The following is a 12628-nucleotide window of genomic DNA, read 5'->3' on the forward strand; positions in this document are numbered from 1 at the left end:
ACGTGTGAGGGGACCACCCCGGAGATCTCGGCGAGACCGAGGCTCCGGGGTGGTTCAACGAGCGCCCGGCGCCCGGTGTGCCTACGGTGGCGAACATGCGAGTAGTCATTGCAGGAGGGCACGGACAGATCGCCATGCATCTACTGCGCCGCCTCGTCGAGCGCGGTGATGCGCCAGTTGGCCTGGTTCGCAATCCCGATCATGTCGGCGACCTGGAGAGAATCGGCGCGCAGGCGCAGGCGCAGGTGCTGGACCTGGAGCAGACCGATGAGGCCTTGGTGGCCGACGCTCTCGCCGGCGCCGATGCTGCGGTTTTCGCCGCCGGGGCGGGCCCCGGGAGCGGGGCGGCCCGCAAGGACACGATGGACCGGGCCGGGGCGGAGTTGTTCGCCAGGGCCGCCGTCCGGGCCGGCGTGCGCCGGCACGTGCTGATCTCGGCGATGCGGGCCACGAGGGACCCCGGACCGGACGTGGAGGAGGTCTTCGCCGCCTACCTGCGCGCCAAGGGCGCCGCGGAGGAGGCGGTCCAGGCGATGGATCTGGACTGGACCATCCTGCGTCCGGGCATGCTGACCAACAATGAGGCCACCGGCCTGGTGGAACTTGGGTCCGCGGTGGCCCGGGGCGAGGTATCCCGTGCCGATGTGGCCGCAGTGATCGTCGCGTTGCTGGACAGCCCGGCCACCGCCGGGATGGTGCTGGAGGTCGTCGGCGGTCAGCAGCCCATCAAGGATGCCGTGGCCGAGTTGTTCGACACCACCCGGATCGAGCATCCCCGCTCGAAGCGCGGCTGAGTTCGGACCTCAGGAGGCCGTAGCGGCGATCCCGCCCGCCACGGTTCAGTCCTCCGGGGTGGAGCGCAGCACGTCGGTGAGGCGGTTTGCGGCTGCCATCACCGCGTTGGCGTGCAGCCGGCCGGGCATGCGCGTCATCCGCTCCACCGGCCCGGAGATGGACACCGCGGCGATCACCCGGCCCGACGGTCCGCGCACCGGCGCGGAGACCGAGGCGACCCCGGCGTCACGTTCGGCAACCGACTGTGCCCAGCCACGTCGTCGGACCCCGGAGAGCACCGTGGCGGTGAACTTGGCGCCGTGCAGACCTCGGTGCAACCGATCCGGTTCCTCCCAGGCCAGCAGGACCTGGGCGGCCGAGCCGGCCTCCATCGTCAGCGTGGCCCCCACCGGGATGGAGTCGCGCAACCCCATCTGCTTCTCCGCCGCGGCCACGCAGATGCGTTGATCACCCTGGCGGCGGAACAGTTGCGCGCTCTCGCCGCTGTGGTCACGTAGGGCGGTCAGCACCGATCCGGCTGCGGCGAGCAGCCGGTCCTCGCCCGCGGCCGAGGCCAGTTCGGCCAACCGGGGGCCCAGGATGAAGCGGCCCTGCATGTCCCGCGCCACCAGCCGGTGGTGCTCCAGGGCGACCGCCAGGCGGTGCGCGGTGGGGCGGGCCAGATGGGTGGAAGCGACCAGTTGCGCCAGGGTGGCGGGCCCGGCCTCCAGGGCACCGAGCACGGTGGCGGCTTTATCCAGCACGCCGACTCCGCTAGAGTTGTCCATAGGACGATACTGCCGTCTCGGGACGTGAGACGCAAGTCCCGCTGCGCGGCAGGGCGAGGATCCTGTGGTGAACCGGGCGGAACCGCCCGCTGGAAGAAGTGGAAGGTGATGGCGATGGCCGGAACTCTGGCTGAGAAGGTCTGGCGTGACCATGTGGTGCGCCGCGGCGATGCAGGGGCACCGGACCTGCTCTACATCGACCTGCACCTGGTGCACGAGGTGACCAGCCCGCAGGCGTTCGAGGGCCTGCGCCTGGCCGGGCGTCAGGTACGGCGCCCGGACCTGACCCTGGCGACCGAGGACCACAACACCCCCACCCTCGACATCGACCTGCCGATCGCCGACCCCACCTCGCGCACCCAGATCCAGACGCTGCGCAACAACGCCGAGGAGTTCGGGATCCGGCTGCACTCCCTGGGCGATGCCGATCAGGGCATCGTGCACGCCGTGGGGCCCCAGCTCGGTCTGACCCAGCCGGGCATGACGGTGGTCTGCGGTGACTCCCACACCTCCACCCACGGTGCCTTCGGGGCGCTGGCCTTCGGCATCGGTACCTCCGAGGTGGAGCACGTGCTGGCCACCCAGACCCTGCCACTGACGCCGTTCAAGACGATGTCGATCACCGTCAACGGCGAACTTCCCCCGGGCACCACGTCCAAGGACATCATCCTGGCGATCATCGCCAAGATCGGCACCGGCGGCGGTCAGGGCTACGTGCTGGAGTACCGCGGTGAGGCGATCCGCAACCTGTCCATGGAAGCGCGGATGACGGTCTGCAACATGTCGATCGAGGCCGGCGCACGGGCGGGCATGATCGCCCCGGATGAGACCACGTTCGCCTACCTCAAGGGCCGCCCGCACGCCCCCGAGGGTGCGGACTGGGACGCCGCGGTGGAGTACTGGAAGACGCTGCGCAGCGATGACGACGCGACTTTCGACGCCGAGGTGGTGCTCGAGGCAGCGGATCTGGAGCCGTTCGTGACCTGGGGCACCAACCCGGGCCAGGGTCTGCCACTGTCCGCGTCGGTGCCGGTGCCGGAGGAGATCGCCGAGGACAACGAGCGCACCGCCGCCGAGCGGGCGATCGAGTACATGGACCTGGTGCCCGGTCGCCCGCTGCGGGAAATCCCGGTGGACACGGTGTTCATCGGCTCGTGCACCAACGGCCGGATCGAGGACCTGCGCTCGGTGGCCAAGGTGGTCAAGGGCCGCAAGAAGGCCGACGACGTGCGCGTCCTGGTCGTCCCTGCCTCGGCCCGCGTCCGGCTGCAGGCCGAGGCCGAGGGTCTGGATCAGATCTTCACCGACTTCGGAGCCGAGTGGCGCAACGCCGGTTGCTCGATGTGCCTGGGCATGAACCCCGACCAGCTCGCCCCCGGTGAGCGGGCGGCCTCCACCTCCAACCGCAACTTCGAGGGCCGCCAGGGCAAGGGTGGGCGCACCCATCTGGTCTCCCCGCTCGTGGCCGCGGCGACCGCGGTACGCGGCACCCTGTCTGCGGTGGCCGACCTGGAGTGGGATACCGAGGTGGATCTGACCAGTTTCGACGGCACCCCACTGGCGCCGTTGGACCCCAACGCGTTGATGCACGTCTGAGAGGGAGAACGATGGAGAAGTTCACGACGCACATCGGGATCGGTGTTCCCCTGCGGCGCAGCAACATCGACACCGACCAGATCATCCCGGCGGTCTACCTCAAGCGCGTGACCCGCACGGGATTCGAGGACGCCTTGTTCGCCGCGTGGCGCAATGACCCCGAGTTCGTGCTCAACCACGAGGTCTACCGCTCCGGCTCCGTGCTGGTGGCCGGTCCGGACTTCGGCACCGGCTCCTCCCGCGAGCACGCGGTGTGGGCGCTGAAGGACTACGGCTTCCGGGTGGTGCTGGCGGCCAGGTTCGCCGACATCTTCCGCGGCAACTCCGGCAAGCAGGGCCTGCTGGCCGCCGAGGTCGCCCAGGAGGACATCGAACTGATCTGGAAGGCCCTCGAGGCCCAGCCCGGCCTGGAGATCACGGTGGACCTGGAGCAACGCACCGTGATCTGTGGCGACATCGTGGCGTCCTTCGCCATCGATGAATACACCCGCTGGCGCCTGATGGAGGGGCTCGATGACATCGGCCTGACCATGGAGCGCGAGGATGACATCGCCGCGTTCGAGGCCGAGCGCGCGGACTGGCGTCCCAAGACGCTGCCGGCCAAGCACCTGCCGAGCGTGCCGATCGAGGCGGCCCGCTCGGTCGGCTGATCGCAGCCCGGGATACGAAATGGCACGACCTGAAGCGGTGCCACCCCACGGGGCGTGATCGCATCGACAGTCGCCGCACGCGAGCCGATCCGGGTCGATGAGGCCGAATCCTCAGGACCGCGGACCTGAGGAGGGGCCGAGGAGCGCATGCTGCCGGAGTTGGTGAGACCGACGCACCCAGACGCTGAGGGGTTGGGGATCAGCGGCGACCTCTCGGTGAGCCGAATCTGGCCACGGGGCGCGGGGCGGGTGAGCCTGGAACTGCTCGGCCCGGCGGGGGAGTTGCTGGCCGGGCAGATGATCGAGGACGACGGCGACCGGCGCCGCGTCATGGCCGCCACCTCGGGCAGGGCCCGGGCCGGCGGCGACGTGGTGCTCGCGCCGGCTCTGGATGGGCGTGGCGCGACCGTCGGCACGGTCCTGGTGCAGGCTCGCGGCGCGGATCGGCGACTGCAGGCGCTGCCGCACCTGCTGACCGAGCCGGGGTCGCACCTGTTGGTGCACCGTCCGGAGCGGCGCGCGGTGGTCTACCTGCCGGGTGGCCCCGAGGTGGTTGCCGGTGCCGGAGCACCGGACCAGGCGTCGGGCGCGGGAACCTACGCGCGGGTGTTCCGGCCCGGGCGCACCGCCGCGGTCGTGCGTAGCGCCCGGTTGGGGGTGCATGTGCTCGGTGGCCTGCCAGGCTTCGCCGCCCCGGGGGTGGTGGAGCACCGGGAGGGTGGCGGCGTGGTGGTCACCTCCGCCCTGCCCGGCGAGAGCCTGCGCGCCCTGCTCGGCACCGAACAAGCCGCTGCGATGGTCCGCGCCGGGGCCGCTGGTCTGGGCCATCTGTTGCGCCACCTGGCTCGGGCCCCGGTCCCCGGGGACCTCCCGGTGCGCGACGCGGCGGCCGAACTGGCCTGGGTCGGGGTGTGGATCGAGCGCGTGCGGCAACACCTTCCCCGGGTCCACCCCCGGCTCCCGGCTGGGCTGGAACTCATCGCCGATCACCTGGACCGCAGGCCCGCGACCGGCACCGGAATCATCCACGGCGACCTGCATGACGGACAGGTCCTCATCAGCCGGACACCCACCGGCCGGACACCCACCGGCCCGGCACTCGATGACGCCACCGCCTCGGTGGGTGTGCTGGACTGGGATACCGTCGCGGTCGGGGAGGGGGCGCTGGATGCCGCCAACGTGTGGGCGCACACCGACCTGCGGCGCCTGCTGGGCCACTGGCCTGCCGACTGGGCCACGGACTTCTGGACCACCGTCGTCGAGCATTGGGACCCGGCCCCCGCGGAACTGGACCGGGCCACCGCCTATCGCCGTCTCCTCCTGCTACGACTGGCGTGCCAGTACGCCTTCCGCCCCGCTCACGCGCACGTGACGCAGGACCTGCTCGCGCTGGCCATGTATGGGAGTACGGACGGTCGAGGAGGACGGACTGCCACGGACCACTACGGGCACCGGGGGATGGGAGCGCTGTAACCGGTGTTCGACCGGTTCGAGACGTAGTAGTCGCTCACCCACCGGCCGTCCCGCAGCCGGTTCCACACCGTGGTGGTGCCTACCCGGGAGCCCGCCCTCTGGCAGGTCACGTAGGCCAAGGCACCACGGGGCAGCGGGCTGCCGGTCGTCCGGTAGGTGACACCCGGGCCGGTGCGAGCGTTCAGTGAGGCCGTAGTGACCTGGCCCGGGTACATGCACCTGGGCAGCGCGGAGGTGAAGCCGGTGTTGGAGGCGGTCGAGACCCACCGATCGCTGACCCACGCCCCGGACGTCAGCCGGTTCCACACCGAGGTGGTGCCCACCCTGCTCCCACTGCCCTGGCACACCACCGACAGGGTCGCACCGGGGTTGTAGGTGCGCACCACCGAAGAAGACGTGCTCGGTCCGGTGCGGGCGTTGAGCGGGGTGGTGCTGGTGACCCGGTATGTCCGAGCCACGGTGGCCACCGGTCCCCGGACGCGGTCATTGTCGATGTTGAGCCGCACCCCGCCCCAGGTCTCGTTGTGGTCACCGCGGTACTGCTTGGCCCGCTGCCACACCGCCCACTGGGAGTTGGACGCCGTCGGCCACCCGGTCAGCGAGGAGTTGCCGTCCCACCGGGCTATCCAGACCGCATCGGGACGCGCGTAGGTCGAGGAGGTGTAACTGGCCGCCAGGTCCCGCAGGCCGGAGTCCTGGTGTACGTAGACACCGGCAAGGTAGCCCGAGGCGTGCAGGGTCTTGGTCCACGCCGACACGTACCTGCGCACGGCAGTACGGCAGGAGGCGTCGGCGCGGTTGTAGTGCTCGACATCGGCGTACAGCGCGCTGCCCGGAAGCAGACCGAGCGACCGTGCCCGGGCCAGCGCATCCTTGGCGTCGGCGTTGCCGCGCGAGGTCGCGTTCGAGGCGGTGTAACGGTAGGGCTTGTCACCGTGCATGCAACTGGGTTGGTCACCCATGTAGGTGGGCAGCAGTCGCCAGCCCATCGCGTGGGCGTCCCGCACCCACGCCCTGGTGAGGTTGGGCTGGTCGCAGCCACGGTTGCGGCCGCCGAAGTAGATGTTCACCACGCGGTACGGGGAACTCTGGCGCCAGGCCCGGAGGGTGGACAGGGGCGGCGCCGCACAGGTGTCGAAGCCCGAGGCGTCGGCCCTGGTGGCCGAGGAACCGTCAGGATAGGTGATCTTCGTCTCCGGCTCCGCCATCACCGGTTGGGCGCTCGGTCCGAGGAAGTCGACCGACAGCACCGCCAGACCCACGAACAGGGCCAGGGCTCCGATGGGACCCGCTCCGAAATGCGATCGCTTCCGCTCCTGCGACATGACGCACCTCCGGGTCAGTCCCCGTCCTACTGCACAGAGTGCGCCTATTACCCGCGGTGCGCAAGGGGCGGAGGTACCTGGCAGACCCGGCGGCCGGGTATCGCCCGACGACGCGCTGGGCCCGGCCCACCCTGAGTGGCGTGCGGTGATCGGCGATGTGGCGCAGCAGCCGTGCCAGGATGCCTGGCATGGAACCGTTGCCGAAGTACTGGAGCCCGGCGGAGGACCGGGTCCAGGACCCCGCGGGCAAGACCTACGTGCTGCGCCTGTGGGGGTGGTCGGTCACCTCGCCCAGCCATGCCGCCGTGGTCGCCGCCCGCCGACTGGGGGAGGTGCTGCAGAAGATCCGGACGGGCCGGCCGCTCGGCGGTGGTTACTACCCGCGCACGCCCTTGCGGGAGGAGGTGCTTGAGGAGATCCGCGACGCAGGCGGCGACCTGATCGGGGTGATCACGCGCAATGCCTACGGCGCCGCCATCCTCAACACCGATCGGATCCTGATCGCCGACGTCGACGATCCGGCCGCGCAGGCCTCGCCCGGGCTGCTGAGCGCCCTCGGCCGGCTCTTCGGCCGTGGCAAGCGGGACCAGCCGGCCGGACCGGAGGACAACCCGGTGCTGGCGCGGATCGAGGAGTTCGCCCGGGTCCGGCCGCACCTGGGGGTGTACGTCTACCGGACCGCCGCGGGCTTCCGGGTGCTCATCACCGGCGTGCACGCGGCACCGGATTCGGCCGAGGCCGGCGAGATCCTCACCGCCCTCGCGTCCGACCCGATCTACGTCCGGTTGTGCACTGTGCACGGCAACTACCGCGCTCGGCTGACTCCCAAACCGTGGCGGTGCGGCATGCGGGCCCTCAAACCGCGCTGGCCCTGGCTCGATGAGCGCGCGGCCGGCACGGCCGCCCAGTGGCTGGACCGGTACCGGGAGCGCACCGGCCACTACGCCGTCTGCCGGCTCCTGCGCGCGGGCCGCACAGCGCCGTCAGCGCAGGAGCGGCAACTCCTGCAGCGACACGACCAGTTCGTGCTCGGCCACGGGGACCTGCCGCTGGCCTGAGCACAGCGAAAGCGCGGCGTGGCCGCTGCCGCGGCGCGCATGGCCTCAGAACACCTGGCGCAGGTTTGCCCGGGCCAGGTCGATCAACTCATCACCGCGACCGGACATCACCGTGCGGATCATGTACAGGGTGAAGCCCTTGACCTGCTCAGCGGTCACCGCCGGTGGCATCGTCAGTTCGTTGGGTTCGGTGACCACATCCAGCAACGCCGGGCCGTCATGGGCGAAGGCCTCATCGATGGCACCGGACAGATCGGCGGACTTCTCCACCCGGAACCCCCGGATGCCCATCGATTCGGCCACCACCGCGAAGTCCGGGTTCATCAGCTCGGTGCCGAACGGCGGGAAGCCGGCCGCCTTCATCTCCAGATCGATGAAGTTCAGCGAGGAGTTGTTGAACACCACGATCTTCACCGGCAACCGGTGCTGGGCCACGGTGAGGAGCTCACCCAGCAGCATCGCCAGGCCACCGTCACCGGCCATCGCCACCACCTGGCGATCGGGATGGGCGAACTGAACCCCGATTGCCTGTGACAGCGCGTTGGCCATGGTGCCGTGCGTGAAGGAGCCGATCAACCGCCGCCGCCCGTTCATGCTCAGGTACCGCGCCGCCCAGACCACCGGGGAGCCGACGTCGGGAATGAACACCGCGTCCTCGGAGGCCTGTTCATCGAGCAGCCGGGTCAGGTACTGCGGCCGGATCGCCCTGCGGCCGCGGGTCGGCGTCGCCAGATCGTCCAGGCGCTCGCGGGTGCGCTGGTAATGCTTGACCGAGGACTCCAGGTGGCGCCGGTCCTTGGACCGCAGCAGCGGGAGCAGGGCGCGGGCCGTCTCACCCACGTCGCCCACCAGGCCCAGATCCAGTCGGGTCCGCCGGCCCAGCTGCTCCCCCCGGATGTCGACCTGGATGATGGTGGCGTCCTCTGGATAGAACTGCTGGTAGGGCAGGTCGGTGCCGAGCATGAGAAGCGTGTCCGCCTCCGCCATCGCGCGGTACCCCGAGGCGAACCCGAGCAGTCCGGTCATACCGACGTCGAAGGGGTTGTCCCAGGCGATGTGTTCCTTACCGCGCATCGCGTGCACGATCGGCGCGGCGAGGGTGTCGGCCAGGGCGAGCACCTCCGCGTGCGCGCCGGCGGTACCGGCGCCGGCCAGGATCGTCACCTTGTCGCAGTTGTTCAGCAGATGTACCGCCCGGCCCAGGTCGTCCTCGGTGGGCAGGACCCGGGGCCGGGCGTGCTGCACCTTGGTGATCGCCTCGTCCGCGGCCTCGAGCAGGGCCACGTCCCCGGGGATCACCAGCACCGCCACGCCCCGGCGCGAGACCGCCTCCTGCATCGCGATCCGTAACGCCCGGGGCATCTGCTCGGTGCTGGTGACCGTCTCGGTCCACACGCTGCACTCAGCGAACAAGTCGGTGGGGGTGGTCTCCTGGAAGTAGCCCGAGCCGATCTCACTGCTGGGGATGTGTGCGGCCAGCGCCAGCACCGGCACGCGCGAGCGCTGGGCGTCGTACAACCCGTTCACCAGGTGCAGGTTCCCCGGTCCGGCCGATCCGGCGCACACCGCCAACTCACCGGTCGTGGCGGCCTCGGCGGCGGCGGCCAACGCCCCGGCCTCCTCGTGCCGGACCGTGATCCAGTCCATCTCGGAGGTGCGCATCGCCTCGGTGATCCCGTTCAGGGAGTCCCCGGCGATGCCGTAGATGCGCTGCACACCGTTGGCAGCCAGGTTGTCCACGATGTTCTGGGCGATGGTGACCATGGGGCTCCTCGGTTCGGTCGGCGTCGGCTCTGTCCTCACCGTGCCGCACCGGAGCAGATCGCGCCACAGGTTTGCGCCGGCCCGGCGATCGAGCCGGCGGAGGAATCACCTGTCCGCGGATCCGGCGGCTGGCTAGCCTGAGGTGATGGCCGTGCTACGTAGCCTCGTGATCGACTGTGCCCACCCTGCCGCTCTCGCCCGGTTCTGGGCCGGTGTACTCGACGGATACCGGGTCCGCGACTACGACCGTGCGGAGATCGACAGGCTCGCGGCGCTCGGCCACACTCCGGAATCCGATCCGAGTGTCGCGGTCGATGGCCCCGGCCCCGGCTTCTTCTTCACCCGCGTCCCCGAGGGCAAGGTCACCAAGAACCGGATGCACATGGACATCGAGGTCCGCGACCGGACTGCCGCGGTGGCCACCCTGACCGAGCGGGGTGCCCGGATCGTGCAGGAGTTACCGGCGTGGACCGTGATGGCCGACCCGGAAGGCAATGAGTTCTGCGTGTTCCCGCAGTGACCGCACGCTCAGCCACGAAGCGAGTCAGCCGTTGCGCACTCAGCCCGACCGGATTGCACTGACAGCACGGAGCACGAGATGAAACTGGGGATCTTTGCCGCCACCTACGGTACCTGCGCCGACCCGCGGGCGGCGGTGCGCGTGGCCCGCCACGCGGAGGCCGCGGGCTTGGAGTCGGTTTGGACCGGCGAGCACCTGGTGCTGCCCGATCCCGCACCCGGGAGCGTGCATTTCGACCCGTACCTGCCGTTCCTCGACCCGCTGGTGGGCCTGAGTTGGATCGCGGCGCACACCGAGCACATCCGCCTGGCCACCGGGGTGCTGATCCTGCCCCAGCACGAACCGGTGCTGCTGGCCAAGCAGGCGGCCAGCCTCGATGTGGTCAGCGGCGGGAGGTTCATGCTCGGTGTGGGCGGTGGGTACCTGCCGGCCGGATTCCGGGCCACCGGCGTGCCGATATCGGACCGGGGTGCCCGGGTCGATGCGCACCTGGAGGTGCTGCGCGAGTTGTGGACCGCCGATCATCCCGAGTACCACGGCACGTTCACCACCTTCTCGGGAGTCCAGGCCCGGCCACGCCCGCACCAGGGCGGCGGGCCGCCGATCATCATCGGCGGAGCCAGCGCGCCGGCCCGCCGGAGGGCATTGACCAAGGGGCAGGGGTGGTACGTGTTCAACGTCGACGCGGACCTGGCCCGCGAGGCGACGACGCTGATCCGGACCGAGGCAGGCGAGGTGGACCGGCCCGCGCACCTGGGCCCGCTGGAGGTGACCATCACCCCGAAGGTCCCGTTCGACCAGCGCACCCGGGATGCCTACAGGGATGCGGGTGTGGCACGGGTGGTGCTGCTTCCCGGTGGCGGCCACCGCCGGGACCGGCACGCGCCGGTACCCGTCGGGGAGATCCTGAGGACGATCGACGAGGCGGCCGCCCTGCTGCAGTGAGCGGGCCGGCAAGACGTGCCGGCATGACCTGGCCGCGAGTACGGGCCCGGTGGATGCGGTGCCGGATGCGTACCCGGCGCACTGCAGCCGACCCACGCCGGGTGAACTGCTGCGACGGCCCCGTCGCGGCGGACCGTCCGGACGCTGAGCGGTCACGGCGGTCCTGCGAAGAGTTCGTGATCGTTCTGCGTCGAAGCCCACGCCGCCGTCTCCCGCACGGCCGATCTCGGCCCGGCGCCGTACGCTAGGGGTGCCCCACGGGCATCGATCGGGCACGCGCGTTGCCCACCACGACACGGACACGACCAGGACACGACCAGGAGTACCGATGAGCCTGATGAAGGTACACGGCGGCACACCGCTGCACGGGGAGATCACGGTGCGCGGAGCGAAGAACTTCGTCTCCAAGGCGATGGTGGCCGCGCTGCTCGGCGAGGGCACCAGCGAACTGCGCAACGTGCCCAACATCCGGGACGTCAACATCGTGGGCAATCTGCTCAAACTGCACGGCGTGGTGGTGGAGTGGGACGTCGAGGACGGGATCGTGCGCCTGGACCCGGGCAATGTCGAGACCGCGCACAAGGCCGACATCGACACCCACGCCGGTACCTCACGGATCCCGATCCTGTTGTGCGGTCCGTTGCTGCACCGCCTGGGGGAGGCGTTCATCCCGGACCTGGGCGGCTGCCACATCGGGGATCGTCCGATCGACTACCACCTGGAGATCCTGCGCCAGTTCGGCGCTCAGGTGGACAAACTGGACTCCGGCATCCTGATCACCGCCCCCCGGGGGCTGCACGGCACCAAGATCGAACTGCCCTATCCCAGCGTGGGTGCCACCGAACAGTTGCTGCTGACCAGCGTGCGCGCCTACGGCCTGACCGAGTTGCGGAACGCCGCCATCGAGCCGGAGATCATGGATCTGATCGCGGTGCTGCAGCGCATGGGCGCCATCATCTCGGTGGACACCGACCGGGTGATCCGGATCGAGGGGGTTCCGCGCCTGGGCGGTTTCACCCACACGGCGCTTCCGGACCGGATCGAGGCGGCATCCTGGGCCGCCGCCGCTCTGGCCACCCGCGGCGACGTGTTCGTCCGTGGCGCTCGCCAGCCGGACATGATGACCTTCCTGAACACCTTCCGCAAGGTGGGCGGGGAGTTCGACATCCGCGACGAGGGCATCAGGTTCCACCACCCCGGCACCGGGCTGAAGTCGATCGTGCTGGAGACCGACGTGCACCCGGGCTTCATGACCGACTGGCAACAGCCCTTGGTGGTCGCGCTGACCCAGGCCTCGGGACTGTCGATCGTGCACGAGACGGTGTATGAGAACCGGTTCGGCTTCACCCAGGCGTTGCGGCGGATGGGCGCCACGATCCAGGTCTACCGCGAGTGCCTGGGCGGGGGACCGTGCCGGTTCGGGCAGCGCAACTTCCACCACTCCGCGGTGATCTCCGGACCCGCGCCGCTGCGGGCCGCCGACATCGAGGTGCCCGACCTGCGCGGCGGGTTCTCCCACCTGATCGCCGCCCTGGCTGCGGACGGGGTCTCCCAGGTGCGCGGGATCGAACTCATCGACCGCGGGTACGAGGACTTCCGCGGCAAACTCGACGCCCTCGGCGCCAAGGTCGAGTCCGGCTGAGGCCACTCCGCGGAAGGCCGACGGCGGAACCCGCCGTGGTGCACCCCCTCACCCCCGTGCGCCCGGGCCGGTAGGATGGTAGACCCGCGGGTC

The 12628-nt window shown here is 70.4% G+C and carries 11 protein-coding genes; 8 read left to right on the forward strand and 3 right to left on the reverse strand.

The genetic code is table 11. The features are described 5' to 3' along the window. Positions 1-95 precede the first annotated feature (95 nt). Positions 96-794 (forward strand): NAD(P)-binding oxidoreductase, encoded by a 699-nt coding sequence (locus ACPL7H_RS04195; RefSeq protein WP_424795863.1) that lies wholly within the window; start codon positions 96-98, stop codon positions 792-794. A gap of 45 nt (positions 795-839) precedes the next feature. On the opposite strand, the gene ACPL7H_RS04200 is transcribed toward ACPL7H_RS04195, so the two are convergent. Next, positions 840-1562 (reverse strand): IclR family transcriptional regulator, encoded by a 723-nt coding sequence (locus ACPL7H_RS04200; RefSeq protein ID WP_424788861.1) that lies wholly within the window; start codon positions 1560-1562, stop codon positions 840-842. Between the two features lie 114 nt (positions 1563-1676). Here ACPL7H_RS04200 and leuC point away from each other — a divergent pair, with 114 nt between their 5' ends. From leuC to ACPL7H_RS04215, 3 genes are all read left to right on the forward strand, one after another. Continuing rightward, positions 1677-3158 carry a 3-isopropylmalate dehydratase large subunit gene (gene leuC / locus ACPL7H_RS04205; RefSeq protein WP_424795864.1) on the forward strand — a complete coding sequence of 494 codons (1482 nt, stop codon included), beginning with the start codon at positions 1677-1679 and terminating at the stop codon, positions 3156-3158. 11 nt (positions 3159-3169) lie between these two features. After that, complete coding sequence (gene leuD, locus ACPL7H_RS04210) at positions 3170-3808, forward strand: 3-isopropylmalate dehydratase small subunit (protein WP_424795865.1); 639 nt, start codon at positions 3170-3172, stop codon at positions 3806-3808. A gap of 162 nt (positions 3809-3970) precedes the next feature. Beyond that, positions 3971-5281, forward strand: a complete 1311-nt coding sequence (locus ACPL7H_RS04215; protein WP_424795866.1) for a phosphotransferase — start codon at positions 3971-3973, stop codon at positions 5279-5281. Here ACPL7H_RS04215 and ACPL7H_RS04220 read toward each other — a convergent pair. Further along, on the reverse strand, positions 5251-6606 hold the full coding sequence (locus tag ACPL7H_RS04220) for a glycoside hydrolase domain-containing protein (protein WP_424795867.1): 1356 nt from the start codon (positions 6604-6606) through the stop codon (positions 5251-5253). The genes ACPL7H_RS04215 and ACPL7H_RS04220 overlap by 31 nt on opposite strands. Before the next feature lie 188 nt (positions 6607-6794). Between ACPL7H_RS04220 and ACPL7H_RS04225 the strand changes: the two genes are divergently transcribed. Further along, positions 6795-7664 (forward strand): hypothetical protein, encoded by an 870-nt coding sequence (locus ACPL7H_RS04225; protein ID WP_424795868.1) that lies wholly within the window; start codon positions 6795-6797, stop codon positions 7662-7664. A 45-nt stretch (positions 7665-7709) separates the two neighbouring features. Here ACPL7H_RS04225 and poxB read toward each other — a convergent pair whose 3' ends face one another. Continuing rightward, complete coding sequence (poxB, locus tag ACPL7H_RS04230; protein ID WP_424795869.1) at positions 7710-9428, reverse strand: ubiquinone-dependent pyruvate dehydrogenase; 1719 nt, start codon at positions 9426-9428, stop codon at positions 7710-7712. Between the two features lie 145 nt (positions 9429-9573). Here poxB and ACPL7H_RS04235 point away from each other — a divergent pair, with 145 nt between their 5' ends. The 3 genes from ACPL7H_RS04235 to murA all read left to right on the forward strand — a co-directional run bounded on the left by ACPL7H_RS04235 (position 9574) and on the right by murA (position 12535). Continuing rightward, complete coding sequence (locus ACPL7H_RS04235; protein WP_424795870.1) at positions 9574-9948, forward strand: VOC family protein; 375 nt, start codon at positions 9574-9576, stop codon at positions 9946-9948. 78 nt (positions 9949-10026) lie between these two features. Then, the gene (locus ACPL7H_RS04240; RefSeq protein ID WP_424795871.1) at positions 10027-10893 is read left to right on the forward strand and encodes a TIGR03619 family F420-dependent LLM class oxidoreductase; all 867 of its coding nucleotides are present in this window, start codon (positions 10027-10029) and stop codon (positions 10891-10893) included. A 328-nt stretch (positions 10894-11221) separates the two neighbouring features. Then, positions 11222-12535: a UDP-N-acetylglucosamine 1-carboxyvinyltransferase gene (gene murA / locus ACPL7H_RS04245; protein WP_424795872.1), complete on the forward strand. Its 1314-nt coding sequence runs from the start codon at positions 11222-11224 to the stop codon at positions 12533-12535. The last annotated feature ends 93 nt before the right edge of the window (positions 12536-12628 follow it).

The organism is Pseudactinotalea sp. Z1732 (assembly GCF_049724975.1).
Taxonomy (GTDB): domain Bacteria; phylum Actinomycetota; class Actinomycetes; order Actinomycetales; family Beutenbergiaceae; genus CALKWS01.

Excerpts from the sequence above, each read along its gene's own strand:
- ACPL7H_RS04195 (WP_424795863.1), top strand. The coding sequence starts at position 96 with ATGCGAGTAGTCATTGCAGGAGGGCACGGACAGATCGCCATGCATCTA.
- ACPL7H_RS04200 (WP_424788861.1), bottom strand. The coding sequence starts at position 1,562 with ATGGACAACTCTAGCGGAGTCGGCGTGCTGGATAAAGCCGCCACCGTG.
- leuC (WP_424795864.1), top strand. The coding sequence starts at position 1,677 with ATGGCCGGAACTCTGGCTGAGAAGGTCTGGCGTGACCATGTGGTGCGC.
- leuD (WP_424795865.1), top strand. The coding sequence starts at position 3,170 with ATGGAGAAGTTCACGACGCACATCGGGATCGGTGTTCCCCTGCGGCGC.
- ACPL7H_RS04220 (WP_424795867.1), bottom strand. The coding sequence starts at position 6,606 with ATGTCGCAGGAGCGGAAGCGATCGCATTTCGGAGCGGGTCCCATCGGA.
- ACPL7H_RS04225 (WP_424795868.1), top strand. The coding sequence starts at position 6,795 with ATGGAACCGTTGCCGAAGTACTGGAGCCCGGCGGAGGACCGGGTCCAG.
- poxB (WP_424795869.1), bottom strand. The coding sequence starts at position 9,428 with ATGGTCACCATCGCCCAGAACATCGTGGACAACCTGGCTGCCAACGGT.
- ACPL7H_RS04235 (WP_424795870.1), top strand. The coding sequence starts at position 9,574 with ATGGCCGTGCTACGTAGCCTCGTGATCGACTGTGCCCACCCTGCCGCT.
- ACPL7H_RS04240 (WP_424795871.1), top strand. The coding sequence starts at position 10,027 with ATGAAACTGGGGATCTTTGCCGCCACCTACGGTACCTGCGCCGACCCG.
- murA (WP_424795872.1), top strand. The coding sequence starts at position 11,222 with ATGAGCCTGATGAAGGTACACGGCGGCACACCGCTGCACGGGGAGATC.